21 protein-coding genes and 1 pseudogene are annotated in these 25,619 nt (G+C 64.5%); 10 read left to right on the forward strand and 12 right to left on the reverse strand.

Translation table 11 applies throughout. The annotated features are described in order from the left end of the window. The first annotated feature begins 115 nt into the window (after positions 1–115). Positions 116–523: a hypothetical protein gene (locus CH278_RS14130; protein WP_032372764.1), complete on the forward strand. Its 408-nt coding sequence runs from the start codon at positions 116–118 to the stop codon at positions 521–523. On the opposite strand, the gene CH278_RS14135 is transcribed toward CH278_RS14130, so the two are convergent. Then, positions 496–1,005: a hypothetical protein gene (locus tag CH278_RS14135; RefSeq protein WP_143536260.1), complete on the reverse strand. Its 510-nt coding sequence runs from the start codon at positions 1,003–1,005 to the stop codon at positions 496–498. The two genes, CH278_RS14130 and CH278_RS14135, sit on opposite strands and share 28 nt — an antisense overlap. 94 nt (positions 1,006–1,099) lie before the next feature. Between CH278_RS14135 and helR the strand changes: the two are divergent. Next, positions 1,100–3,262: pseudogene (helR, locus tag CH278_RS14140) on the forward strand (RNA polymerase recycling motor ATPase HelR). Here helR and CH278_RS14145 read toward each other — a convergent pair. Then, positions 3,218–4,138 (reverse strand): LysR family transcriptional regulator, encoded by a 921-nt coding sequence (locus CH278_RS14145; RefSeq protein ID WP_094622174.1) that lies wholly within the window; start codon positions 4,136–4,138, stop codon positions 3,218–3,220. The pseudogene helR and the gene CH278_RS14145 sit on opposite strands and share 45 nt — an antisense overlap. 78 nt (positions 4,139–4,216) lie before the next feature. Between CH278_RS14145 and dapA the strand changes: the two genes are divergently transcribed. The 5 genes from dapA to CH278_RS14170 all read left to right on the forward strand — a co-directional run bounded on the left by dapA (position 4,217) and on the right by CH278_RS14170 (position 10,616). Then, on the forward strand, positions 4,217–5,155 hold the full coding sequence (gene dapA, locus CH278_RS14150; protein WP_256993736.1) for a 4-hydroxy-tetrahydrodipicolinate synthase: 939 nt from the start codon (positions 4,217–4,219) through the stop codon (positions 5,153–5,155). A gap of 71 nt (positions 5,156–5,226) precedes the next feature. After that, positions 5,227–7,608 (forward strand): ATP-binding cassette domain-containing protein, encoded by a 2,382-nt coding sequence (locus CH278_RS14155; protein ID WP_094622176.1) that lies wholly within the window; start codon positions 5,227–5,229, stop codon positions 7,606–7,608. 32 nt (positions 7,609–7,640) lie between these two features. Next, complete coding sequence (locus CH278_RS14160; protein WP_094622177.1) at positions 7,641–8,201, forward strand: isochorismatase family protein; 561 nt, start codon at positions 7,641–7,643, stop codon at positions 8,199–8,201. Positions 8,202–8,300: 99 nt separating this feature from the next. Continuing rightward, positions 8,301–9,101, forward strand: a complete 801-nt coding sequence (locus CH278_RS14165; protein WP_032366230.1) for a HugZ family pyridoxamine 5'-phosphate oxidase — start codon at positions 8,301–8,303, stop codon at positions 9,099–9,101. Positions 9,102–9,212: 111 nt separating this feature from the next. Next, complete coding sequence (locus CH278_RS14170) at positions 9,213–10,616, forward strand: NAD(P)/FAD-dependent oxidoreductase (protein WP_032366182.1); 1,404 nt, start codon at positions 9,213–9,215, stop codon at positions 10,614–10,616. A gap of 91 nt (positions 10,617–10,707) precedes the next feature. On the opposite strand, the gene CH278_RS14175 is transcribed toward CH278_RS14170, so the two are convergent. The 8 genes from CH278_RS14175 to CH278_RS14210 form a co-directional block, all read right to left on the reverse strand. Then, positions 10,708–11,367, reverse strand: a complete 660-nt coding sequence (locus CH278_RS14175; RefSeq protein WP_094622178.1) for an urease accessory protein UreD — start codon at positions 11,365–11,367, stop codon at positions 10,708–10,710. Between the two features lie 3 nt (positions 11,368–11,370). Next, entirely contained in the window at positions 11,371–12,075 is a 705-nt protein-coding gene (ureG, locus tag CH278_RS14180; RefSeq protein WP_032370566.1) for an urease accessory protein UreG, read from the reverse strand. Between the two features lie 61 nt (positions 12,076–12,136). Continuing rightward, a complete protein-coding gene (locus tag CH278_RS14185) occupies positions 12,137–12,826 on the reverse strand; it encodes an urease accessory protein UreF (protein ID WP_052060889.1) in 690 nt (229 codons plus the stop codon). Next, positions 12,826–14,547, reverse strand: coding sequence for an urease subunit alpha (locus CH278_RS14190; protein WP_027497140.1), 1,722 nt, complete (start codon positions 14,545–14,547; stop codon positions 12,826–12,828). The genes CH278_RS14185 and CH278_RS14190 overlap by 1 nt, the downstream gene beginning before the upstream one ends. Next, on the reverse strand, positions 14,547–15,179 hold the full coding sequence (locus CH278_RS14195) for an urease subunit gamma (protein ID WP_048320343.1): 633 nt from the start codon (positions 15,177–15,179) through the stop codon (positions 14,547–14,549). The genes CH278_RS14190 and CH278_RS14195 overlap by 1 nt, the downstream gene beginning before the upstream one ends. A gap of 50 nt (positions 15,180–15,229) precedes the next feature. Next, the gene (locus CH278_RS14200; protein WP_051365386.1) at positions 15,230–16,501 is read right to left on the reverse strand and encodes a DUF6986 family protein; all 1,272 of its coding nucleotides are present in this window, start codon (positions 16,499–16,501) and stop codon (positions 15,230–15,232) included. Between the two features lie 5 nt (positions 16,502–16,506). Then, positions 16,507–16,968, reverse strand: coding sequence for a PaaI family thioesterase (locus CH278_RS14205; RefSeq protein ID WP_027497142.1), 462 nt, complete (start codon positions 16,966–16,968; stop codon positions 16,507–16,509). A 222-nt stretch (positions 16,969–17,190) separates the two neighbouring features. Next, on the reverse strand, positions 17,191–17,913 hold the full coding sequence (locus CH278_RS14210; protein WP_228139410.1) for a hypothetical protein: 723 nt from the start codon (positions 17,911–17,913) through the stop codon (positions 17,191–17,193). Positions 17,914–18,135: 222 nt separating this feature from the next. On the opposite strand from CH278_RS14210, the gene CH278_RS14215 reads away from it, so the two are divergent. Genes CH278_RS14215 through CH278_RS14225 form a run of 3 tightly spaced genes read left to right on the forward strand, consistent with a single transcriptional unit; the run spans position 18,136 to position 21,577 of the window. Beyond that, positions 18,136–19,611, forward strand: coding sequence for an iron chelate uptake ABC transporter family permease subunit (locus CH278_RS14215; protein ID WP_094622179.1), 1,476 nt, complete (start codon positions 18,136–18,138; stop codon positions 19,609–19,611). Positions 19,612–19,658: 47 nt separating this feature from the next. Then, positions 19,659–20,711, forward strand: coding sequence for a FecCD family ABC transporter permease (locus CH278_RS14220; protein ID WP_179274571.1), 1,053 nt, complete (start codon positions 19,659–19,661; stop codon positions 20,709–20,711). Beyond that, complete coding sequence (locus CH278_RS14225; protein ID WP_027497146.1) at positions 20,708–21,577, forward strand: ABC transporter ATP-binding protein; 870 nt, start codon at positions 20,708–20,710, stop codon at positions 21,575–21,577. Before CH278_RS14220 ends, CH278_RS14225 begins: the two co-directional genes overlap by 4 nt. A 9-nt stretch (positions 21,578–21,586) precedes the next feature. Here CH278_RS14225 and CH278_RS14230 read toward each other — a convergent pair whose 3' ends face one another. Beyond that, positions 21,587–24,109, reverse strand: a complete 2,523-nt coding sequence (locus tag CH278_RS14230) for a bifunctional lysylphosphatidylglycerol flippase/synthetase MprF (RefSeq protein WP_094622228.1) — start codon at positions 24,107–24,109, stop codon at positions 21,587–21,589. A gap of 101 nt (positions 24,110–24,210) precedes the next feature. Further along, positions 24,211–25,512, reverse strand: coding sequence for an alpha/beta hydrolase (locus CH278_RS14235; protein ID WP_094622180.1), 1,302 nt, complete (start codon positions 25,510–25,512; stop codon positions 24,211–24,213). Positions 25,513–25,619: the final 107 nt, after the last annotated feature.

Below are 25,619 nucleotides of genomic sequence, written 5' to 3' on the forward strand. Positions count from 1 at the left end.
GGCAAGGTCCGCCCGGATCTGCGATGAAGAACGTTCAGTTACGTCACGCCGTGTTCATGATTTCCGACCGGTGCAACGGCGCGCGGGGCTGGTGCACAATGCGATTGGAACTCTCATGACCAGGAACCACGTCGAAAAGCACGCAGCTCGGGCTTACGCCGCGGCTCACGGAGTCACGTATCGGCAGGGCCTTGCGGCGGTGCGCGCGAACTGCACCATCGTGCTGCCCTACGCGCAGCGACTGTTGATCGAAGCGATCGAGGGCTGCGGAATCCGCCACTGGTCCAACGTCCACGATTGGGACGGCTGCGGCCGAGCGAGCATCACCGACCTCGGTGGTGAGCGATTCGTGCTCACGCCCGATGTTGTCGTACCGGTCATTCGTGAACACCTCGACGCGCACCCCAATCTCGAACCCCTGCACATCGACAGCTACTTCGCCGACGAAGCAGTACAACGAAGCCTGTTCGGCGGCGTCATCTACCGACTCGAGCTTCACCGCGGTGGTGGGCTGACCGTCTGATCGTTTGTTACGCGTCGTGCACGCCGATCCGTGAGTACGAGAAGCAGACCGGGGATCCCGGCGACGGTCCATGGCACTACCGCCCCGACAGTCGGAACCACCTGAAGCACTCCCAGTCCGCAGAAGTCCGATGAGTGTCCGCACACGATCGCGTCGTAGGGCGTTGCCACGAAGGAAATGGTCAGCGCCGTGGTGAGGAACGCCAGGACCCCGGTCGAGATGGCCGCCGCGAGCGCCTTCCGGGACGCACACAATCCGGTCCAACCCCACGCGAGAAGCGCTGCGCAACATGTCAGGCCGATCAGAGCGACAGCAGCGCCGACCTCACCGCCGTGACCGTCGACCCGTACGCCGGTCACAAAACCGAGCTGAACGGCTCCGCCGGCCAATACGCCCGTGCCGATCAAGGGAAGTAATCCACGCAGAACACGCAACGGGCGTCTGCGGCGTGATGCGGAGAAGAAGATTCGCTCTCTTTCCACTTTCAATGTATAGCGCACCCGGGGTCTTGCGGCAAGACCCCGTCGAGGGTTCAGAATGGCTCGCTGCACACCCGCACCATCGGATCGGAGTCCCGTGAAATCAGTGCCGCCCCATGTCTTCGACCTCCCCGACAGGCTCGCACCGAAGCGCCAATCCACGCTCATCGGTCATGACCGACAGCACTTTTCGGCGATCACCGCCAGCATCGAGAAGTCACGTTCCGACACGATCGCTCGATTGAACGCCATCCAGAAGTCATCCGGGCGGATGGGACAGGAGGTGATGGAACGTGATTTCGAGATTCACCGATTGAACGGGCGGCTGCGCCAACTGCGTCGTTACGGTGCCGATCTGTGTCTGGGGAGGTTCGTCCCCATCGACTCGGACCAACCGGTGTACGTGGGGCGTACCGGCTTGCTCGGGGATGCGGGCGAGCAACTGCTCGTCGACTGGCGCTCCCCCGCCGCCGAGCCGTTCTTCGGTGCAACCCATGCCAACCCGATGGGGCTGAAAAGCCGTCGCCGCTATCGGTGGACGAACGGCAGCATCACCGACTACTGGGAAGAGGTGTTCGATCCCACGTCTCTGGACGACAACGCCGCGCTGGACGATCAGTCCGCATTCATCGCCAGTCTGGGTGCCGAGCGCTCACCTCGGATGCGTGACGTACTGGGCACGATCCAGGCGGATCAGGATGCGATCATTCGAGCCGACGCGCACGGGGCACTGGTGGTCGACGGCGGACCGGGAACCGGGAAAACTGTTGTTGCCCTTCACCGCACCGCGTACCTGCTGTACGCAGACTCACGAATAGGACACAACCGCGGCGGAGTACTGTTCATCGGTCCGCATCAGCCCTACCTCGCGTACGTCTCGGGCGTACTCCCCAGTCTCGGCGAGGAGGGAGTACAAACATGCACCCTGCGAGACCTCGTCGCAGAGTGAAAACATGCGCTCGACGACACCGATCCTGTTGCGGCGCGGCTCAAGGAAGACCTCGACGTCGACGCGGTCATCGAGGCGGCTGTTGCCTTCTACGAACAACCACCGAACCACGACGTCACAGTCGAAACAGACTGGGGCACTTTTATATTGCCGCCGAACGACTGGGTGGAGGCATTCGGTGCGCCAGATCCCGGTACGCCGCACAACGAGGCTCGCGACCAGATCTGGGATCTACTGACGACCATCGTGGCCGATCGCTGTGCCGCAACAGGATCGCACGAAGAGTTCCGGCAGTCGCTGCAGCTGAACGAGGATCTGCGTGACGTCCTGGAACGCTCGTGGACGATCGTCGATGCCGCAGACCTCGTGGCGGACCTGTGGAGCGTTCCGGCATACCTGCGCACATGCGCACCCTGGCTCGACGCGGACGACATTCGAGCACTTCGACGCGCTGATGCGACACGCTGGACTGTGGCCGACCTACCGCTGCTCGACGCGGCACGGGCGCGACTCGGCGATCCGAAACATGCTCTACGACAACGACGCCGATCACTGGCTGCTGCGATCGAACGCTCGCGAATGGACAGTGCCGTCGACGAGTTGATGGCGGTCGACGACGACGAGATGATGGCCGCGCAATTCCGTCAGGAGATAATTCGGGATGCACTCGTCGATTCGTCCGGCTTCGAGGACCATCCGACGGATCCGCTGGCGGGTCCCTTCGCGCACATCGTGATCGACGAGGCTCAGGAGTTGACCGATGCGCAGTGGCAGATGGTGATTCGGCGATGCCCTGCTGGGAGTTTCACCATCGTCGGAGACCGAGCGCAGTCTCGTCGGGGCTTTACCGAGACGTGGCCGGATCGGCTCGAACGAGTAGGTATCGACGAGGTGACCGTCGCCGCTCTCGGCGTGAATTACCGGACGCCGCAGGAAATTATGGACGTGGCCGAGCCGGTGATCCGGGCGGCGCTGCCCGACGCCAACGTTCCCACGTCGATACGCAGTACCGGCGTGCCGGTCGAATACGGTGACGTCGCATCGCTTTCGACGGTTCTCGCCGATTGGCTCGGTTCGACGACCGGCGGAACCGCATGCGTGATCGGTGATCCTACTTTTCCGCAGTCCGATCGAATCAGCTCGCTGACACCGCAGCTCGCCAAAGGTCTGGAATTCGATCTGGTCGTTCTGATCGACCCGGATTTGTTCGGCTCCGGCGTCGCAGGTGCTGTCGACACGTATGTGGCGATGACACGAGCCACAGGTCTACTCGTCATCTTGACCTCGTCGCAGCGCGAGCGAATCGAGTAGATCCAGCACGGCGTGGATCGCCGGACTCGCATCGGCGCTGCGCCTCCACGCGGCATGCACTTCTCGCTTGGGGGCGCGCGCCAGCGGGACCGCCACGAGCGCCGGGCCGAGAGGCGGTCTTGCGAGACGGGGAATCAGTGCCAGCACATCGTCTGCCTCCACCAGGGAAAGCTGAGTGGAGAAGTCGTCGACGAGGTGCCGAACGTCGATCTCGCTCGACGTGTCCGCGAACAGTCGACGAAACCACTGGTGGCACAACGTGCCCGCCGGGCTCGTCACCCACGGGTACGTCGCGAGGCCTGCCGGTGTCAGGGGCGACTTCCCTGCGGCGAGGGGGTGGGTTCGATTCATGACGACATCGCCGTGGTCGGTGTGAATGGATCGCCGAACGATCGAGCGAGGAGCCACTGCGGGAACTCCGTCGGCGTCGTGCACCAGCGCCAGGTCGGCTGCCCCCGAATGCACACTGTGCAGCGCCTTATCCGGGTCCTCCTCCCCGATCTGCACGGTGAGGTCGGGATGGCGAGCGCTCAGGGTCGCGAGTGCAGGGGCGAGCAGACCGCGGATCGCAGTGGAGAATCCGACCACTCGTACCACCCCGCGCGCGGCACCCTCGTCTGCCGATCTCGCCGACTCCAGACACCGCTCGAGAGCGTGGAACACCTCGTCCGTGGATTCGACCACTGCCCGTCCGGCCGGCGTGAGGACAACACCTCTGCCCGCCTGCGCAAGTACCGGCGTTCCGACCTGGCGTTCGAGCCGTTTGATCTGCTGGGAGACGGCCGACGCGGTGTAGCCGAGCTCGTCGGCCGCTTTCGTCAGCGTGCCCAGGGCGGCAACTGCACGCAGCGCGTGGAGTGCATTGACATCGATCATGAAGCAACGGTACGCAATACTGCCGAAATTACATCGCTGGACCGAGACGATCATGGGGCTCACACTCGGACAATGAACATGTCCACTTCTTCGGCCACGTCGACGTTCGGCACCAACCTGGTTGCCATGTGCACACCGATGAACGCCGATGGGCAGGTGAGCCGCACCGGCACCGACGCCTTGCTGGCCCACTTGCTCGCGACCGGTTGCGACGGCGTCGTTGTCGCCGGCACCACCGGGGAGGCACCGACTCTCACGCCGCGTGAGCAGGCCGATCTGATCACGGCGACGCGCGAATTCTCGGGCCACGCCCTGCGCGTGATCGCGGGTGTCGGCACCAACGACACCTCCGCCGGGATCGAGTCGGCGCGACGTGCCGCCGATGCAGGGGCCGACGCGTTGCTCGTCACCGCCCCCTACTATTCGCGCCCCACGCAGGCCGGCATCGCCGATCACATCGTTGCCATCGCCGACGCCGGAGCGCTCCCGGTCATGGTGTACGACGTCCCGGCTCGGACAGGTGTGCCGATCGACGCCTCGACGCTGATCGAACTCTCGCGGCACACCTCGATCACGGCGGTCAAGGACGCGAAAGGCGACCTGTACGAGGCGATGAACGTCATGGCTGAAACCGACCTGGCCTATTACTGCGGTATCGACGAATTGACACTGCCCTATCTGTGCTGCGGTACAACGGGTTCGGTGAGTGTGGTCGGCAATGTCGTCGCCAACCGCTACGCCGACCTCTTCGACGCGGTCCGTGCCGGAGATCTGACTCGCGCGAACGCGGTACAGCGATCGCTGCTACCTCTCGTCGAGGCCGTCATGCGCACCACGCAGGGAGCAATCATGGCCAAGGCGGCCTTGGTCGCCATCGGTGTGCTGGCCGACGCCACGGTGCGGCGCCCGTTGCTCGAATCGTCCGCCGCAGATCTGCAGCGTCTGACCCACGCATTGGCGGTGACAGGAATCGATCAGGAATCGAGAAGCATGCGCGTTCCGATACGACTACCGTGATCGCACACATACCTCGGTGCAATCGACCTTCTCGGTTTCGGTTGCCGTGACGATCAGGAGACACCGCGAGCATGGCGACGACCAAGGTCACGCAGAAATCGGCAGCGCACGCCGCCGACAGTCACGATCTGATTCGAGTACAGGGCGCGCGGCAGAACAATCTCGCCGACATCAGCGTCGAACTTCCCAAGCGACGCCTCACGGTGTTCACCGGTGTCTCCGGGTCCGGAAAGAGCTCCCTCGTCTTCAGCACCATCGCGGCCGAATCCCAGCGCATGATCAACGAGACCTACAGCGCCTTCGTTCAAGGCTTCATGCCGACTCTCGCGCGGCCCGACGTCGATGTGATGGACGGGCTCACGACGGCCATCATCGTCGATCAACAGCGAATGGGTGCCAATCCCCACTCCACCGTCGGAACCGCCACCGACGCCTATGCCATGCTTCGCATTCTATTCAGCAGAGTGGGGAAGCCGTATATCGGCTCTGCACAGGCTTTTTCGTTCAACGTGGCATCGGTCTCCGGTGTAGGTGCTTACAAGGTGGACAAGGGAGGTCGTCAGACCACCGAAAAGAAGTCCTTCTCCGTCACCGGTGGAATGTGCCCGCGCTGCGAGGGACGCGGCTCGATCAGCGACTTCGACTTGAATGCCCTGTACGACGCGAGCAAGTCCCTCAACGAGAGCGCCATCACGATTCCCGGCTACAGCATGGAAGGCTGGTACGGCAGAATCTTTCGCGGCTGCGGTTACTTCGACCCCGACAAACCCATCGCGAAATACACGAAGAAAGAGCTCGACGATTTGCTGTATCGAGAGCCCACGAAGATCAAGGTCGAGGGCATCAATCTGACCTATTCGGGCCTGATCCCTCAGATCCAGAAGTCGTTCCTCTCTAAGGACGTCGACGCGATGCAGCCGCATATCCGGGCGTTCGTGGAGCGTGCGATCACGTTCACCACGTGTCCCGAATGCGACGGAACGCGGCTCAACGAGGGTGCACGATCGTCGAAGATCAAGGGCATCAACATCGCCGACGCCTGCTCGATGCAGATCAGCGATCTGGCCACGTGGGTCGCAGGCCTGAAGGAACCGTCGGTCGCACCGCTGCTGACGACGCTGGGCGAGACCCTGGACTCGTTCGTGGAGATCGGCCTCGGCTACCTGAGCCTGAATCGGCCGTCGGGCACACTGTCGGGCGGAGAAGCGCAGCGCACGAAGATGATTCGACATCTCGGCTCTTCGTTGACCGACGTCACCTACGTGTTCGACGAGCCGACGACGGGTCTTCACCCCCACGACATCGAACGGATGAACAACCTTCTTCTGCAGTTGCGGGACAAGGGAAACACCGTTCTCGTCGTGGAGCACAAGCCGGAAACGATCGCCATCGCCGACCATGTCGTCGACCTGGGGCCCGGTGCCGGCAGTGCGGGTGGGCACGTCTGCTTCGAGGGCACCGTCGACCAACTGAGGCAGAGCGATACGGTCACCGGCCGCCATTTCGACGACCGCGCGAGTCTCAAGGATTCGGTTCGCGAGTTCTCGGAGGTGCTCGAGATTCGAGGGGCGGATTCGCACAATCTGCGAGACGTGGACGTCGACGTTCCACTCGGCGTGCTGGTCGTTGTCACCGGAGTGGCGGGCTCCGGTAAGAGCTCGCTGATTCACGGGTCGCTTTCGGGCACCGACGATGTGGTCTCGGTCGATCAAGGTGCCATCCGCGGATCGAGGCGAAGCAACCCCGCGACCTACACGGGTCTGCTCGAACCCATCCGCAAAGCCTTCGCGAAGGAGAATGCGGTCAAACCCGCTCTGTTCAGCTCCAATTCGGAGGGTGCCTGCCCGACGTGCAATGGGGCGGGAGTCATCTACAGCGACCTCGCCATGATGGCCGGCGTTGCTACGACGTGTGAGGTGTGCGAGGGCAAACGGTTTCAAGCTTCGGTACTCGAGTACCATTTCGGCGGCCGAAACATCGACGAGGTGCTGTCCATGTCGGTGGCCGAGGCCGAGGATTTCTTCTCCGACGGACAGGCGAAACTGCTTGCAGCACAAAAGATTCTGCAACGGCTGAATGACGTCGGACTCGGCTACCTGAAGATCGGCCAGCCGCTGACGACTCTCTCGGGCGGCGAACGGCAACGACTCAAGCTCGCGACACACATGGCCGAGAAGGGTGGGGTGTACGTACTCGACGAGCCGACCACCGGGCTACACCTCGCCGATGTGGACAAACTGCTCGGGTTGCTCGACCGCCTGGTCGATTCGGGTAAGTCGGTGATCGTCATCGAGCACCATCAGGCCGTCATGGCCCACGCCGACTGGATCATCGACCTCGGCCCAGGAGCCGGGCACGACGGCGGCCTCGTGGTCTTCGAGGGCACCCCCGCAGATCTGGTGGCGGACGGATCCACCCTGACCGCGAAGCACCTGGCCGCGTACGTCGGATAGCTGACCAGAACCGAATACTCGATGGAGACGACGTGACCACCCTGCCCGACCGCCCTGCAACTGCGCTGTTGATCGTCGACGTCCAGAACGACGTCATGGCCGCCGCCCACGATCGCACTCGCGTCGTCGACAACATGGTGCGACTGGTCTCACGAGCGCGAAAGACCGACACACCGGTGATCTGGGTGCAGCATTCCTCGGACCACGAGCTCGTGTCCGGCAGCCCGGGCTGGCAACTCGTGGAGGAACTTCCGATCGACGCCGGAGACGCATTGGTGCACAAGAAGCATGGAGACGCCTTCGAGGACACGTCCTTGGAGGAGGTGCTCGCCGGTGCCAGCGTCGGTCGTGTGGTGGTTGCCGGCGCGCAAACGGACTTCTGTGTGCGATCGACTCTGCACGGAGCTCTGATTCGTGGGTACGACGTGACCTTGGTCAGCGACGCCCACACGACGGAGAACCTGCCGGACCCCGCCCTGCCTACAGCGCAGCAGGTCATCGCGCACACGAACATGTACTGGGACAACCAGACCGCACCCGGTCGAACCGCATCGGCCGTCGCCACAGAGGACGTCACGTTCGTCGGCCGCTAGCCTGACGCTCCTATTGTTGCTCTGTTCGACTCGTGCTGATCGGCAACCCGGTCACGCACGCACACCATCTCGTTCCGGGACGAACGTAGACTGCCGCCCATGGCACTCGATCACGGCGATCCCGGCGACGCCCCGTCCGTTCCCCCTCCCCTGTCTCCGGTGGTCGCGGACCGTCGTCCCTCGGCGGCCGAGGAGGCGCGCACGATCGCTGCGTCCACCAATATCGCGACGCTGGCCAGTTTGACCGCCGACGGCGATCCATGGGCGTCGTTCGTGACATACGGCTTGCTCGACGGAGCACCCGTGCTGTGCGTGTCGCGGATGGCGGAGCATGGTCGAAATCTCGACGGTGATCCACGAGCGAGTCTGTCGATCGTTGCACCTCAGTCACAGACGGACCCGCTGGCCTCGGGCCGCATCACGCTGGCCGGGGTGGTCGAGCGACCGGCAGGAGCCGAGCTCACTGCCGCACGACAAGCGCATCTCGACGCGGTGCCGGCCGCCAAGTACTACGTGGATTACAGCGACTTCACGCTTTGGGTCATGCGAGTGCATCGGGTGCGATGGGTCGGCGGGTACGGCCGAATGGATTCGGCGACGGCCGACGCGTACTCCGAGGCGTCCCCGGATCCCGTGTCTCCGTCCTCGGCCTACGCCGTCGAGCACCTCAACGCGGACCATGCGACGTCACTGTTGGCGATGGCCCGTCAGCTGGGTGGATACCCGGACGCGACCTCGGCGACGTGTACGGCCGCAGATCGATACGGCCTCGATCTGAACGTCCACACACCGCGCGGTGTGGCCTACACCAGAGTCGGTTACTCCGAGCCCATCGATTCCGCGGACGAGCTGCGCGCTGCAACGGTGGAACTGGCCAGGAGGTCGGCGACCGCCCCGTAGTCCTCGTGACAGTGAGAGCTGCACCTCGACCGATAGCTGGGCCCTTGGCGAGACGCTCCGCCCCGGGGCGACTACCGTTGTGGCTACATCGCAACGTCTAGGGAGCAGGTAATGAGCATCCAACCGGTCGAATCGAAGCGTCACCGTGTCGTCGTCATCGGTTCCGGGTTCGGAGGTCTGTTCGGCGTCAAGGCGCTCAAGAAGGCCGACGTCGACATCACCCTCGTCGCAAAGACGACCCACCACCTATTCCAGCCGCTGCTCTACCAGGTGGCCACAGGCATTCTGTCCGTCGGTGAGATCGCTCCCACTACCCGCGTCATTCTGCGCAAGCAGAAGAACGCCGAGGTGTTGCTGGGCGACGTGCTGAACATCGACCTCGAGGCCAAGACGGTCACGTCCAAGTTGCTCGAGCGCGTCACCGTCACCCCGTTCGACAGCCTGATCGTGGCCGCCGGCGCCCAGCAGTCGTACTTCGGTAACGACCATTTCGCCGAGTTCGCGCCCGGCATGAAGACAATCGACGATGCACTCGAACTGCGCGGACGCATCCTTGGAGCCTTCGAGCAGGCGGAACTCTCCGACGACCAGGAGGAGAAGGACCGCCTGATGACGTTCGTCGTCGTCGGAGCAGGTCCGACGGGTGTCGAACTCGCAGGGCAGATCGCAGAACTCGCCGACCGCACCCTCGACGGAGCGTTCCGCAACATCGATCCCCGCGACGCGCGCGTCATCCTGCTGGACGCCGCACCGGCCGTCCTTCCCCCGATGGGCGAGAAACTCGGCCGCAAGGCAGCCGAACGGCTCGAGAAGCTCGGTGTCGAGATCCAGCTCAACGCGATGGTCACCGACGTCGACAACGACGGCCTGACCGTCAAGGAAAAAGACGGAACGACGCGTCGTATCGAGGCTCAGTGCAAGGTCTGGTCCGCGGGCGTGCAGGGCAGCCCGCTCGGCAAGCAGCTGGCCGACCAGTCGGGTTCGGAGACGGACCGCGCCGGCCGAGTTCTGGTGGAACCGGATCTGACTGTCAAGGGTCATCCGAACGTCTTCGTCATCGGCGACTTGATGTCGGTCAAGGACGTTCCCGGCATGGCACAGGGTGCGATCCAGGGTGCCACCTACGCAGCCAAGCTGATCAAGGCGTCGGTCAAGGGGCAGGACGACCCCACCCAGCGAGCACCCTTCAAGTACTTCGACAAGGGCTCCATGGCCACGGTGTCGCGTTTCAATGCGGTGGCGAAGGTCGGCAAGCTGGAGTTCGGTGGCTTCATCGCATGGCTCATGTGGCTCGCCCTGCACCTGTACTACCTGGTGGGGTACCGCAGCCGTATCACCACGGTCATTTCCTGGTTCGTCACGTTCCTCGGTAGAGGCCGTGCTCAGATGGCATCGACGGAGCAGCAGGTGTTCGCACGGCTTGCCATCGAACAACTGAACTCTCTCGAGAAAGCGGGCGACGTGAACAAGCGGACGGCCGAGGTCGAAGAGGAACGCGAAAAAGCAGCGGGTTGATCCACGCAGCACCCGCAAGGTAAGCGAAGCAGAATGGGCTCCGTCCGACGCACATCGTCGGACGGAGCCCTTTCTTTCTGCCCTGCCCGATCTATCGGGTCGGCTGAAGGCGATGACCGACGGAGGTACTCAGCGAGCCACCCCCGGCCAAGGCCAAGCGCACGGTGCCGCCCGCCAGATCGACCTCGGAATCCCGACTGTCCGGATAGCGAAGCGTGCTGGACATCGACATCGGTGCCGACAACCCGTCGTGCGCCACCGTCCCCTCCCCCAGTTCCACCCGGTGCCGCAACAGCGGCCGGCCTCCCACATCGCAGTGCATCGAACTCGCCCACTGTCCCGCCACCTCGTCGAGCCTGCCGATCTGTACGCGCTCACGCAGCCACAGATCCGAGTCTTGTTCCAGTTCGATGACATTGAGCACCGTATGAGAGGCATCGGAGACGACGACCATCGGCTCGGGGTCGAAGACGAGTGACGCCCCCGCTCCCAGCTCAACGTGCCAATGCGCCGACGAATGACGTTGTGCTGCACCGGGCATCGCCAACGACGCCGCCACACTGCGCACATCCAGACGAGCGCCGGCAGCCACCGAGATCTTGACGCTGATGGTGTCTCCGCCGAGAGGCGTGGCCGCAGTGCCGATCAAGTGGACGGTGTCGGGCCCCGTCTGCCTACCTGCGAGTCCGCCGACCGACGTGATGCGGGGACTGCGTCGACGACTCGCGTCGATGCGGAGCTCGGTGTGCATCGTTCAGTGCGCGTGGTCGTGTGCGTCGGCGTCGGCGATGACCTTCAATTGCTCACGCACCCAGCCGAGCACCGTCGTTGCGGCGGGATCGTCCGTGAGAGAGATCAGGGCCGTGGGACGACCCTCGCGCACCTGCGCGGCGTCGCGCTCCATGACACCCAGATCCGCACCGACGTACGGCGCGAGATCGGTCTTGTTGACGACGAGCAGGTCGGAGAACGTCACGCCGGGACCACCCTTACGAGGCACCTTGTCTCCTCCCGCGACGTCGACGACAAAAATCTGGACGTCGATCAAACCGGACGAAAACGTGGCGGTGAGATTGTCGCCACCGGACTCCACCAGAATCAGGTCGAGAGGGGGGTTGTTCTCGATCAGGTCGTCGATCGCGTCGAGATTGGCGGTGATGTCGTCGCGTATCGCGGTATGCGGACAGCCGCCGGTCTGCACGGCCGTGATGCGCTCGTCCGGCAACACTGCGTGCCGCCGCAGGAAGTCGGCATCCTCGGTGGTGTAGATATCGTTGGTGAGCACGGCCAGAGACAGCTCGTCGCGGAGCTGGCGGCACAAGGCGGCCACCAAGGCGGTCTTGCCCGACCCGACGGGTCCGCCGATTCCCACACGCAAAGCATCGCCTGCGACCCGTGTGCGCTTGGGTCGGTCCAACCCGTGGTCGTGGGGCTCACCATCGATCAGGTGCGGGGGCATGACATCTCCTTCGGTCGAGAAAACGGTACTGCGGTCGAGAACCGTGTCAGCGGTCGTGAGTTCAGGATACGAACAATGGGCGATCGCGGACGGCGTGGGCTTCGGCGAACATGTCCAGCAGCGGATCGGACAGCTCCATCAGAACCGGGAGCGATGCGCACGCGGCGTCGGCCACCTCGTCGCAGAAGTCCCCCAACCGAATGGTGCACGAGGCAACCTCGGCGGGGTCGAGCGCAAGCAGACGTTGCGCCGCGATCGCCGAGCCGGTCATGGTGATGTACACCTGCACAGCCGCGGTGTCGGCGACGGACAGGTCGGCTGCGAGTCCCACGTGCCCGGCCGCGACGGCCAGATGCGGCCGGCGGCCGATGGACTGCCAATCGTGATGCGGCCATGCTGATTTGGCCAATCTGAGCAGCCCCCGACCCTGAGCTCGCGACGCAGCTCGCACTGCCGGCGACGGCGTCCGGGCATCGCACTCGGCGTCCGCCGCATCCGTGTCCAACGAGCCGAGAACAACCGCACCCGCGATGGACGCCGCCGTGGCTCCCGACGTCCGAATTCGCCGACGCAGAAATGCTTCGAGGGTATCGATGTCGCGCACGAAACCTGATGCGATCGCTTCTTCGACTCCCCCGGAATGGACGTGCCCACCGGTGGGAAGTCGCGAATCTGCTAGCGAGAGAAGAGTTGTGACCTGTCGACGTGCAGCGTACGACGACGCAGTCGACGAGAGGGATCCAAGCGCCATCAGAAGAGGAAATACCGTTGCGCCATCGGCAATTCGGACGCCGGTTGTTCCTTCCACACCTCGCCGTCGATACGCACGGTGAAGGTGTCCGGATCGACTTCGATCTCCGGAAGCGAATCGTTGAGCGGCATATCGGCTTTCCTGATCCCGCGCACGTTCGCAACCGGAACGAGACGGCGATCGCACGCAAGGCGATCGGCCAGACCGTCCTCGATCGCTTGTGGCGCAACGAAATGCAGCGACGTCGCAGCGGCTGCCTTGGGTGACGCTCCGAACATCGGCCGCGGCAGCTCGGGTTGCGGCGTAGGAATGGATGCATTGGCGTCGCCCATCGCGGCCCACGCGATCATGCCGCCCTTGATGACCATGTGCGGACGCACACCGAAGAAGGCAGGATCCCACAACACCAGATCGGCGAGCTTGCCCGTTTCGATCGACCCGATCTCCGCATCGAGACCGTGGGCCACGGCCGGACAGATCGTGTACTTCGCGACGTATCGCCTGACGCGATTGTTGTCGGCACCGTTGTCCCCGGGCAGGTATCCGCGCCGCGCCTTCATGACATGAGCCGTCTGCCAGGTTCGCAGTACCACCTCACCGATACGTCCCATGGCCTGAGCGTCGCTGCCGATCATCGAGATCGCTCCCATGTCGTGCAGCAAGTCCTCGGCCGCGATGGTCGACGGCCGAATGCGGCTCTCGGCGAACGCCAGATCCTCCGGAATGCTCGGACTGAGGTGATGGCACACCATCAACATGTCGAGATGCTCGTCCAACGTGTTCACGGTGTGCGGACGCGTCGGATTGGTCGAGCTGGGCAGCACGTGTGCTTGCGCGGCAACGGTGATGATGTCGGGAGCGTGCCCGCCGCCTGCACCTTCGGTGTGATAAGCGTGTATTCCACGGCCGTTGATCGCAGCGAGGGTGGTCTCGACGAATCCAGCCTCGTTGAGGGTGTCGGAGTGAAGAGCCGCTTGAACCCCCGCCTCGTCGCACACTCGCAGGCACGCGTCGATCGCGGCGGGAGTCGACCCCCAATCCTCGTGCAACTTGAATCCCGAAGCGCCGCCGCGCAACTGCTCCCACATCGAATCGGGATTGACCGTATTGCCTTTGCCGAGCAGCACGATGTTCATCGGCCAGTCGTCGAGAGATTCGAGCATTCTGGACAGATGCCAGGCACCCGGGGTGACGGTGGTTGCCTTGCTTCCTTCGGCAGGCCCGGTACCACCTGCGATCACCGTGGTGATGCCGCCGCCGAGGGCTTCTTCCTTGATCTGCGGGCAGATGAGGTGCACATGGCAATCGATGCCGCCGGCCGTGACGATCTTTCCGTTGCCCGCGATGATCTCGGTCGATGGTCCGATCACGAGATCCGGATGAACGCCGGTCATGGTGTCGGGATTGCCGGCCTTTCCGAGCGCAACGATCCGACCGTCGCGAATACCGAGGTCTGCCTTGATGATTCCCCAGTAATCGACGACGACCACTCCGGTGATGACGGTATCCGGGGCACCGTCTGCCCGGGTGGCACGTGACTGGCCCATCGACTCACGGATCACTTTGCCGCCGCCGAACACCGCTTCCTCGCCGGCCTTGCCCGGACCACCACTTCTGTCCTCGGTGATCTCGATCAGAAGGTCGGTGTCGGCCAACCGAATCCGATCACCCGTCGTGGGGCCGAACAACTGGGCGTATCGACTGCGACTCATACGCGCCATCAGCTGTCCAACTTTCCTGGAGGTGTCATGCTCAAGCCGTATACCTCGCGGGTCCCACCGAGGGGCACGAGTTGCACCGTCTGCTCGATGCCCGGCTCGAAGCGCACGGCAGTGCCGGCCGGAATGTCGAGCCGACACCCGTAGGCGCGATCGCGATCGAACTGCAGGGCGGCGTTCGCTTGAGGAAGATGCACGTGACTTCCCACCTGCACCGGTCGATCGCCGCCGTTCACCACCGTCAAGGTGATCGATTCGGCGCCATCGTTGATCTCGATATCTCCTGCGACGGTGAAGATCTCACCCGGAACCAGATGGCCGTCTCCGCGCTCGGGCGAGATCGGCTCGTGCACAGTGATCAGCTTCGTTCCGTCGGGAAACGTCGCTTCCACCATCACCTCGGGAAGCAGTTCGGGCACACCACTCAGTACGTCGTCGGCCGTGAGCACTTCCCGGCCCGACGCCATCAGCTCGGCCACGGACTTTCCGTCACGAGCACCCTCGAGGAGGTGATCGGTGATGACCGCGATCGCCTCGGGGTGATTGAGTTTCAGGCCGCGAGCACGGCGCCGCCGCGCGAGTTCGGCGGCGTAGCTGACGAGCAGTCGATCCTGCTCGTGCGGAGACAACCGCATGTAGGTTCTCCGTCCGATCGGTGATGATGCTCGGCAATTCTGACACGCAGTCAGCCCAAGGGCACGGTGACCGACCGATCGAGCAGACCCCGCAGGACATTTCGGTCGACAGAAGGGGCCACGTCCTGCAGTTCGGTGACCCCGAACGCGCCCGCGTCCAGGCCGCGTACCAATACGCCCGCGAGAGCCTGCGCCGTCGCCGGCTCGTCCATCACATCTCCGCCGCGACGATCGAGGTAGTTGCCCAGCCGAGCTGCGGCGACGGGCATCGCGTGACGAAAGAACTCGAACGTGGCCAACCACCGCGTCACCAGATGACCGGGGTGCATGTCCCACCCCTGGTAGAAGCCCCGCTCGAGGGATCTGGTCACCAGATCGAAGTGGCGCCGCGCCGACGCTGCCACTTGTTCGGAGCTACCGGTCGGAACCACCTGGGTGGACCCGTCGCACACCCACACGCCTGTCTGCGCTGCCGCAACCAACATGACGTTCTTGGCATGGTCTGCCACCGGATGAGCCAGAGATTGCTGCGCCGACGTGATTCCACACGCCGCGCTGTAGTCGTAGGTGCCGTAGTGGAGCGACGTGCAGCGACCATCCGCGCGGGCTATCGCACGCGCCAACGTCGTCGTACCGTCGGCACCGATCACGGCCTGTGGGCTTTCGATCTGCAACTCGAAACGGAGTGCCCGATCGGGAAGACCGTGAGCCCGCTCGAGTTCTTCGCACAACGCGACCACGGCCGAAACCTGCTCGACCGCGCGGAGTTTGGGCACTGTGAACACGAACCCGTCGGGCACTCCCCCGGCCCCGTCCAGGACGAGTTCCAGGGTTCGAATGCCACGCCGACGCTCATGAGCGGCAAGGCCTTTCGCACGGATGCCCAGCCACGACGGGCCCGCCGTGTCGCGTGCCAGCGCAGCCAACGCTGCACCTGCTGCCGCGGCGTGACGATCCTCGACGGCGTCGGAGCGCCACCCGTAGCCGTCCTCGAAATCGAACCTGAGGTCCTGGATCGGTGCTGCGTTCAGCCGGTCCCGTACCACCGGTAGAGCATCGGTGGTGCCGAGGCCGGCGAAGACCTCGGGATGCGCATCGAGCAGGCCGAGGGCTGCGGTTCCCCATGCGGCCGGGATGTTCTCGGACGCCTCGGAGGCCGGGACGTAGACAGTGTGGGAGGGCTGCCCGCCTATTCGGTCTCCCGGATAGTGCTGCGCCAGATCGGCATCGATGGGCTCGAAGAGTGCTTCGATGCGGGCGAACGCGTCGTCGTTCAGCGCACCGCCGGCGGAAGGGGGAACGACATCGTCGTGTCCGGTCATGGGCTTCACTGTCCCAGACGTGCTGTGTTTTCGATATTCGCCAGCCGCACTTTGCCCTGTGCCACCAGGCGGCCGCCCTCGTCGGAGATGTCGACCTGCCAGAGTTGTTGGGTGCGGCCTCGATGGATCGGATGTCCGTGCGCGGCAAGAGAGCCCGAGCGCGTTGCTCGCAGGAAGTCCGTGCTGTTGTTCACCCCGACGACATGACCGCGCGAACCGAACCAGGCCGATCCACCGATGCTGGCAACCGATTCCACCACGGCGCACAGAACACCACCGTGCATGATCCCGGCCGGCTGGTGCAGTTGCGGGGTGACATCCCACTCTGCGCGAACGACGTCGCCGGTCACTTCTCGGTAGGTCAGTCCGACCACGCCGTCGAATCCGCGTCCGCAGAGTTCGGTCAACTGTTCCGGGGTGAGGGTCTCGAAGGGGCTCGCTTCGGTGGTGCCGTTCGAATCGGTCATTGCTCCGCTTCCGGTCGCGTACTGAGAATGTTCGCCGACTGCAGTCGACCCATGACCAGAAATACACGACACTCCGCCCGAGAAAATCGGTGGGCCTCTCGTTCGAGTCGAACGAGAGGCCCACCGTGGCAAGGACCGGGAGACACTGCAGCCCTCAGGTCTCCGGCGCGGTCCGTTGGTATGAAATTAGCATAGGCATACCTCAGTTCCGACGCAAGACCTTCATGACGCGCGTAGCCGCTGCCGGCCCGGGACTCCGACTCGCGATCGCACGGGCGCGCCGGCAGCGACCATCGCGTCGAGCAGTAACTGGCCGCGCCGCGTTCCGGCGGAGGGGCCGGTCCCGGCCAAGATCGGGACGTACGTCGACGCACCGAGGATCGCGTCACCCACCAGCGCCCAGAAAACGCGAGCATCCAGAGGAGCCCGCTCACTGATCGCGCGATAGACAGACCCGAGAGACGTCAGGCACCGATGCGCGGTCCAGACGAGAAGAGCCTGTTCGCAGGGCAACGTCACGGTTCCGGGCTCGCCCGCAGCCGGATCCTCCGGCAGCACTCGCAAGATGGGCGACGCAACACCCGCCCAATCGATTCCCCCGTCGCTGTCCATATGGATCCACAAGTTCTCGATGCCCGGATCCCAGGCACGCGCTTCGAGCACGAGCAGTGCTGCAACCCGCCCGACCACCGCATGAATCAGCGCAGTCGCCACCTGCACCGCCGCAGCGTGCGGTACTTCGAGATCCTCGAGCGAACGGCGGTACATCTGCTCGACGCGACCGTCGTCGAGGCCGACCGACAGCTGCCACCAACGCCGCTTGCCCTCGTCGGCCATGGCGGCCACCGCGTACATCCTCGGATAGTCGGGATTGAGCGCGCGCAGAGTGGAACACGACTCGGCCAACAGCGCGTGCCCACCGGATCGGTCCGAGAATCGGTGCACATCGGCCCAGCCCGTGAATGCCGCAGTTGCAACTGACACCTGAACGCTCCTTCTGTTCGTGATCGGTGAACTCGCCCCACCGTCGACCAATAGATGTAGGTTAGCCTAACCAGATACGGCTGCCGAGTCAGGCACCGCTACCCTTACCTCGTGTCGCACGGCGAGCAAGGGTTCCGTAACCTAAACCGTGTCCCTTCGATCCAGCGAGGAGTCACGACCCCAGTGACCACAGCTCCGCTACTCGGCCCTCACGGCTCGCGTCGCTCGTCCGACGAGCGATACGGGACCGAGGACGTGCCCACCGGGCCCGCACCGTGGAGTACACGCATCGCAGCCGCGGGGATCGACGCGCTGATCGTGCTCGTGCCGTTGTTCATCGGGTGGTCGATCGTCGACGCCCTTCGCGACGACAACGGCGGTGGCCAGGCCGACCGTGTCGTGTTCGGAGCCATTTCTCTCTCGGTGGCCGTCGCCTTGTTCGTCTGGAACCGCGGCTACCGCGATGGCAACGAGGGGCAGAGCACAGGTAGACGGTGGATGAGTCTGACGCTCCGCGACACCGACACCACCGGCCCGGTCGGTGTCCGTCGAGCTCTCCGTCGCCAGTTCGGTCTCGGCCGGTCCACTTCGGAGGTCGTGCGCGAGAAGACAGCTGCAGCGGATGATTTCGAGCCCATTCCCAAGGATGGTTCGGTTGCCGCCATTCGCCGACGCAGATTGCTCGGCCTGGCAGTGCTGGTCGTCGCTCTGGCCGCCGGCATCTTTGCGAGCATCGCCATCGGTGCCCGACCACTGACGTTCGCCGAGATCGCCCATGCATTGATCGATTCGAACGGCACGGACACCGACATCATCGTGCGGACCTTGCGGGTCCCCCGAACGGTGCTGGCGTTGGTGGTCGGCATCGCGCTCGGTATCGCAGGTGCCCTCATCCAGGGACATACGCGCAACCCGCTGGCCGATGCCAGCTTGCTCGGCCTCAATTCCGGGGCTGCGTTCTTCGTCGTCATGGCCATCTACCTGTTCCGGTTCACCTCTCCGAGCCAGTACCTGTGGTTCGCGTTCGCGGGTTCGGCAGTGGCGAGCGTCGTGGTGTTCGGTCTGTCGTCCATCGGGTCGGGCAGATCGAGTCCGATCAACCTCGCCCTGGCGGGCGCGGGTGTCGCGTTCTTCCTCTCCGCGATGACGAATGCCGTCGTGTTGCTCGACCAAACGAGCCTCGACGGCTACCGCTTCTGGGTGGTGGGATCGGTCGCCGGTCGGGGGCTCGACGTGCTGTGGCAGGTTCTCCCCTTCCTGATTCTCGGTGTGCTGATCGCACTCGCCAGCACCCCGGGCCTGAACGTCATGAGCCTGGGCGAGGACGTAGCGCGATCCCTCGGAACCAACATCGCGGTCACCCGAACCGTCGGAATCCTGGCCATCACTCTGCTGACCGGAGCGGCAACGGCCGCGTGCGGGCCCATTGCCTTCGTCGGCCTCGTCGTTCCGCACATCGCCCGAGCGGTGACCGGACCCGACTACCGCTGGCTCGTGCCCTACGCGGGCCTCATGGGCGGCGTGATGCTGATGATCGCCGACGTCATCGGACGCGTCGTGGTGCGCCCGGGCGAGTTGCAGGTGGGCATCGTCCTCGCACTCTTCGGCGCGCCGTTCTTCATCGCACTGGTACGCCGTAGAAAGTTGGCGAGCCTGTGACCGCCGAGATCCGGTCCCCCGAACCCTCCACGGCCGGTCCCGGCACCGTGCCCGCACGGCCCGCCGTTCGCCTGGGGCGGGTGTCCCTTGTCCGCCGTCCACTGATGGTCGTCACCACCGTCCTCGTGGCTGCCGCCTTGATTCTGGTCATGTGTGTCAACATCGGCCGCGGCGACTTTCCGCTGTCGATCCCCCAGGTGCTCGACGTCCTGCTCGGCGGCGGAACGCGGATCGAACGGTTCATCGTCATGGACCTGCGCCTGCCCCGGTCGTTGACGGGCTTGCTCGTCGGAGCGGCCCTGGGAATTTCCGGTGCGATCACGCAATCCATCTCTCGAAACGCACTCGCCAGTCCCGATATTCTCGGCATCACCGCCGGTGCCAGTGCTGCAGCCGTCGCGCTGATCGTCCTGGGCGGCGGCGGTACCTTCAGCGGTCTGCTCGCCACCCTCGGGCTGCCACTGGCAGCGCTGATCGGCGGAGTACTCACCGCAATAGCGATCTACTCACTCGCCTGGCGGAAAGGCGTCGACGGCTTTCGCTTCATTCTGGTGGGAATCGCCGTCAACGCCATGCTCACGGCCGTCATCGGGTGGTTGCTGATCAGCGCCGACATCAACGACGTGTCGCGCGCGCAGGTCTGGCTCAACGGTTCTCTCAACGGAGCCAACTGGTCGACGGTGTGGCCGGTCGCAGTCGCCGTCGTCATCGTCGGGGGCGCAACCATCGTGTCGACGTTCACGCTGGGAGCACTGCGTCTGGGTGACGACAATGCACGATCGCTCGGAGTGCGGTTGCAGCACAGCCAGGCCGTGATGTTGCTCGCCGCCGTCGCACTCGCTGCCGTTGCCACAGCTGCGGCCGGACCGATCGCGTTCGTCGCACTGGCAGCCCCGCAGATCGCGGTACGGCTCCTTCGAACCCCGGGACCGCCGATCATCGCCTCGGCATTGCTGGGCGGACTGCTGGTAGTGGCGAGTGATCTCATCGCGCGGACGATCCTGCCGGTGGAACTGCCGGTCGGCATCGTCACCTCGGCACTCGGTGGACCGTTCCTTCTGTACCTTCTCGTGCGCAGTAATCGAAAGGCTTCCCTATGACAATCAGCCACGCCTCGCGTTTGGTCGCAGACGATCTCAGCCTCGGTTACGGCGACCGGACCATCATCGAGCACCTCGACCTCGCGATTCACACCGGAGTGATCACCACCGTCATCGGCCCGAACGGCTGCGGCAAGTCGACCCTGTTGCGATCGCTCGGACGCCTGCTCAAGCCCAAGGCCGGAAGCGTGATGCTCGACGGCCGGGCGATCTCTTCGATGAAGACCAAAGAGGTTGCCCGGACCCTGGGCATGCTGCCGCAGGCACCTACTGCTCCGGAAGGACTGACCGTCGCCGATCTGGTCTCGCGCGGTCGTCACCCCCATCAGTCGTGGATCAGGCAGTGGAGCTCGGACGACGAGGCAGAAGTGGCCAACGCACTCGAACTCACCGGCGTCGGCGACCTCGCCGACCGTCCCGTCGACGAGCTGTCCGGTGGTCAACGGCAACGCGCCTGGATTTCGATGGCACTGGCGCAAGGCACCGACATCCTGCTGTTGGACGAGCCGACCACCTACCTCGACCTCGCCCACTCGATCGAGGTACTCGACCTCGTCGATCGCCTGCACGAGGAGCTCGGCCGCACCATCGTCATGGTGTTGCACGATCTCAACCTCGCACTGCGATACAGCGACCAGTTGATCGTCATGAAGCAAGGAACCATCGTCACGTCCGGTCGCCCTCAGGACGTCATCTCGGAGGAACTACTGCTCGACGTGTTCGGACTCGAGGCAGCCGTGATCGACGATCCCATGTCGGATCGCCCGCTCATCGTTCCGATCGGAACTCGCCACGTGTACGGGTCGGTCGGTGGTCCGGTGAAGTCGGACAGGCGTTCCGGGACACCGGACTCGCGGGCCGTCTAGCGCAGAGCGTCACCGCTCGATCATCGTTCGGACGAGCTTGAAGCCCTGACCGATGGACACGTCGGGCAGGTAGGCCCGGCCGATTGCGTTGCCGATACTGGGCAGGGCGGCCGGATCGGCGAACGTCATGTGCATCGGCTCGTAGCGCGGCTGGAATTTGGATTTGAATGCCAGCAGAGACCGGAACCCGTATACAGGTTCGAGGGTGCGCCCGAGTACATCGAGCAACCGTTCGAGCAAGCCGGACAGCGTCGACTGCTCGGCGCTGGACACGTGCTCGGGCTGCTTCTCGTCGACTTTGGCCAGAGGTGCACCGGACAGGCTCAGGAACCTGGCTCCCTCCTGCTCGAGGAGCAGGGCGGCAGAGGCGATGAGAAACTCCATTGTCGGCCGAAAACCTTCCGATCGTCTCCGCATGAAATCGAGCGTCCACCCGACGATGACGCCGTCCTCGTAGACGGGCATCCACGACGTGACCCCGTGCACGGTTCGATGTTCGTCGACGGCAATCAGGCATCGCACGTTCTCGTCGTCGACCTCCTCGAGACCGCCGAGGGTGAAGCCCATCTCCGGCATCCCCTTGTCTGCCACCCACTCCTCGGAGATCGCGGTGATCTGATCGGTGATGGCCAGAGGAGCGGTGGGAAACCGAATCCACTCCGCGACGACGCCTGCCTTCTTCGCTCGATTGAGCGCAGTACGAACATCCTGGAACCGCTTGCCGGTGAACGCGATCCCGTCCAGATCGAGCACGGTCTCCTCACCGACCTGGATACCGCCCCATCCCAGAGAATCGGTGATGCGCCGGACGGCCGGCGTGACAGAGTAGAAACACGGAATCCACCCGTTCTTCGACGCGAACTCGGCGAACTCGACCACGTTGTCTCGCAATGATTCTCGCGGCCCGACAGGGTCACCGGTGGTCAAAGCCACGCCGGAAATCACGCGATACGCCACGTAGCTGCGGCCGTCGGCGCTGAACCAGTACTTGTTCCCGCGCCAGGTCGTCATCCACGACAGCGCCGAGCCGCTGCTCGACATCAGCACGCTGCGAGCCCGTTCGGTGGCATCGGTCTCCGAGCCGTACACCGGTGTGAGGAAGGTGCTGATCGTGAGCACGCACACCACGACCCAGAACACGACGCCGGTCCACTCGAACAGCAAGGTGGTCGGGATGCTCTGGGGTAGAAGGGCGGGCTCGAGCCACTGCAGATAGACCGGCGGAACCAGCCTCTGCGGGAAATCGATCAGCAGTCCGCCGAAGGACGGCGAGTCGGCGAAACCGCCGCGACCGAGATAGCCGCCGATCGCGTAGATCAGGCCGAGTCCTACTACGGCGGCCACGACGGACGCGGCCCAGCGTCGGTACGTGCCAGCCGGTGCCGACACGTCGAAGAACTTCCGAGTGACGATCAGGACCAGCAGGACGATCAGGGGCAGAAGGAAGGGCACGGCAGTGCGGTAGGCAGTGGGAGATTCCAGCCCGTAGAACAACGATTCGTCGTCACCGGCTTCGAGGAATCGGATGGCGTAGTTCGCCACCGACAGCGCGAGCAGAACCACCTGCGAGATCACTGCCATCGCCCACGCGAACCGTCGACCGCGGCGCAAACCGTCACTGACCACCAACAGGAACAGCGACGGCATGATGCTCAGGATCGTCGGTCCGACTCCGCCCAGCCTGAGGTCGAGCAGCCCGCGGCGGCATTCCACCGGATCGGTCGTGGTATCGGCGCAGATCTCACGAACCTCGGCAGCTGTGTACGGCACACCGCGAACCACGTCGCGAAGCACCGCGAACGGCCCCACAGCATTGGGGCTCAAGGCCGCCAGCACCGGACCCAGGGCACTGGCGGCGACGATCAGCGCGACCAGGACACGTCCTTCACGCTGCGTTCCCGCCAATCTCGGACCGCGCGCCGACCGGCCGACGATCCACGGGCCCACGATCAGACCGATCACCGCTGCCGCCAACCGAACGACGTCCTGCAGATGACCGCCGAACAAGGCCAGGGTCACCAGAAGGGTCAGCAGTCCGACGCGAATCCGCCTGCGCCACAGCGTGTCCATCCGCGACGTGGCAACCAGCACAACGCCACAGACCCATGTCGTCGGGCCCACGGCCGTACCTACGTGGAGGCGGAAACCCCAATCCTCGTCGACGGTCTTCGCCAGCACGGCCAGGCCCAGCCCGAACAACGACCCCGCAACCTGCGTCACGAATGCGGCTACCGCGAACCGACGGGAACCGATACGACGTTCGATCGGGGCAGCAGCGAGGAGCACCGCAACGGTCGCCACCACGCAGCCCGCGATATTCGGCGCTGCCAGACCAGATGTCAGCGGCGTCCAGAGATGCCAGTGCTCGAACGGGACGATGCCGACCGCGAAGTACCTGTCGACCTGACCACGGCCGTCCGACACGACGGCATATATCCCCGAAAGCCAGACCACGGCGAGCAGGGTGAAGCTGACCGGGGCACCCACGGCACCGAACAGGATCAGCGACCACAATCGCCGCGACTGCCGCATCGTCGCCGAGGCGGCGGATCTCACGACGGCCACCTTCTCGGACATCCACGTCGGTGCCGCAGCATCGATCGCTTCCGTCGGACTCCCCGACTCGTCGGTGTTCACGCCGTCAGTCCTGTTCTCGTAGCCAGCCACGGCAGTTCTCGACGTAAGCCTTCGGACCACACCGCGAAGGTGTGTCCCCCTGGTACCTCCACGTACTGCACATCCATTCCAGCGGCCTTCGCCGCGTCGTACATCTCCTGCTGGCCCGGTTGGTAATCCTTGTCCTCGGACCCCACGACGAAAATACCGGCAGAGTCCGGGTATCGACGCGATTTGAGCAGGTCGAGAGGGTTGATCGCGGTGAACGCTGCGGCGTTGCCGCCGAACGCCTGCTGCACGGTTCGATCTCGATCGCCGAGGGTCGGCTCGCGCTGACCCGACAGGTCGAGAAACGTGGGATAGACCTCGGGATGATTGGTGGCCATCTGTATCGAGCACGTTCCGCCGTAGGACAATCCGCCGATCGCCCAATGAGCACGGTTGCGATCCACCTGCAGGGAGTTGTCGATCCAATCGGGAACGTCACGTGCGAGGTAGGTGGCCGCGTTGCCGAGTGTCGAATCCACGCAGAGCGGATTGGCGATCGACGAGCCGGTGCCGTCGGCCACGACCACCACCGGTGCCAGACCGGCATGATCACGCGCGAAGTTGTCCATGGTCTCGGCGAGCTTGCCCCCGTTGAACCAGTCTTCGGGTGCGCCGGGCTGGCCGGCGAGTAGTACGAGGACAGGAAGGAGCGGACGGGGATCGGCGAAGTAGGCCGGCGGTAGGTAGATCTGGGCGTCTCGCGCCGTGAAGTTCGACGCGGTGGCAGGAATGGTGGCGGAGGTGACGCGGCCGGCGGAAGGCAGGTCGGCAGGTGCGGACCAGGCAGATTCCAGGGGCGTGCCGGTGACGGTGTCGGAGACCGGAGGCGGCACGTCCGAGAACGCTATGCGCTCGGCCGACTCGACACCGAGCGCATTACCCACGGTCGGATACGCATCGAATTCGAGGTTGACGTGCAGAGCAGACGTTGCCACCACGAGGACCGCCGCCAGCACCGACACCACTGTGCCGACCACGCCGCGGGCTGCGATCGACCGTGGTACGAGTGCGAACAGGGCAGCCACACCCACCCCGATCCACACGTAGATCGAGATGTCGATCGGATCGGGGAACGGACGCCATACTTTTTCGACCAGTACGTAACCGATGGCCGTGACGACGATCGCCGCGGTGGCAGCGATCGGCAGCGCACGCCTGGCGTATCGACGCGACCTCGAGACCAGCAACCACAGTCCGCCGGCGGCGCCGAGCACGGACACGATCACCGGCAGTGGCCCATCGAGCAACGACAGTGAATCGAACCACTTCACGCGAGGTCTCCACTCATCTTTCCGACTCGGCCCAGCGGCACCAACTCTCGACAGAGTATGCCCACCGACCCGCTCACGGTCACGACCCGCCGACGCCACTCGACCGC

Origin of the sequence: Rhodococcus sp. 05-2254-5, assembly GCF_002258575.1 — a bacterium.
Classification (GTDB): Bacteria; Actinomycetota; Actinomycetes; order Mycobacteriales; family Mycobacteriaceae; genus Rhodococcoides; species Rhodococcoides fascians.

What these genes read in the sequence shown, in the direction of transcription:
- CH278_RS14145 (WP_094622174.1), bottom strand. Translation starts at nt 4,138, where the DNA reads ATGATCGATGTCAATGCACTCCACGCGCTGCGTGCAGTTGCCGCCCTG.
- CH278_RS14165 (WP_032366230.1), top strand. Translation starts at nt 8,301, where the DNA reads ATGGCACTCGATCACGGCGATCCCGGCGACGCCCCGTCCGTTCCCCCT.
- CH278_RS14225 (WP_027497146.1), top strand. Translation starts at nt 20,708, where the DNA reads ATGACAATCAGCCACGCCTCGCGTTTGGTCGCAGACGATCTCAGCCTC.
- CH278_RS14190 (WP_027497140.1), bottom strand. Translation starts at nt 14,547, where the DNA reads ATGGCGCGTATGAGTCGCAGTCGATACGCCCAGTTGTTCGGCCCCACG.
- CH278_RS14130 (WP_032372764.1), top strand. Translation starts at nt 116, where the DNA reads ATGACCAGGAACCACGTCGAAAAGCACGCAGCTCGGGCTTACGCCGCG.
- dapA (WP_256993736.1), top strand. Translation starts at nt 4,217, where the DNA reads ATGTCCACTTCTTCGGCCACGTCGACGTTCGGCACCAACCTGGTTGCC.
- CH278_RS14230 (WP_094622228.1), bottom strand. Translation starts at nt 24,109, where the DNA reads ATGCGGCAGTCGCGGCGATTGTGGTCGCTGATCCTGTTCGGTGCCGTG.
- CH278_RS14185 (WP_052060889.1), bottom strand. Translation starts at nt 12,826, where the DNA reads ATGGCGCTTGGATCCCTCTCGTCGACTGCGTCGTCGTACGCTGCACGT.
- CH278_RS14205 (WP_027497142.1), bottom strand. Translation starts at nt 16,968, where the DNA reads ATGACCGATTCGAACGGCACCACCGAAGCGAGCCCCTTCGAGACCCTC.
- CH278_RS14175 (WP_094622178.1), bottom strand. Translation starts at nt 11,367, where the DNA reads ATGCACACCGAGCTCCGCATCGACGCGAGTCGTCGACGCAGTCCCCGC.
- ureG (WP_032370566.1), bottom strand. Translation starts at nt 12,075, where the DNA reads ATGCCCCCGCACCTGATCGATGGTGAGCCCCACGACCACGGGTTGGAC.
- CH278_RS14155 (WP_094622176.1), top strand. Translation starts at nt 5,227, where the DNA reads ATGGCGACGACCAAGGTCACGCAGAAATCGGCAGCGCACGCCGCCGAC.
- CH278_RS14170 (WP_032366182.1), top strand. Translation starts at nt 9,213, where the DNA reads ATGAGCATCCAACCGGTCGAATCGAAGCGTCACCGTGTCGTCGTCATC.
- CH278_RS14195 (WP_048320343.1), bottom strand. Translation starts at nt 15,179, where the DNA reads ATGCGGTTGTCTCCGCACGAGCAGGATCGACTGCTCGTCAGCTACGCC.
- CH278_RS14200 (WP_051365386.1), bottom strand. Translation starts at nt 16,501, where the DNA reads ATGACCGGACACGACGATGTCGTTCCCCCTTCCGCCGGCGGTGCGCTG.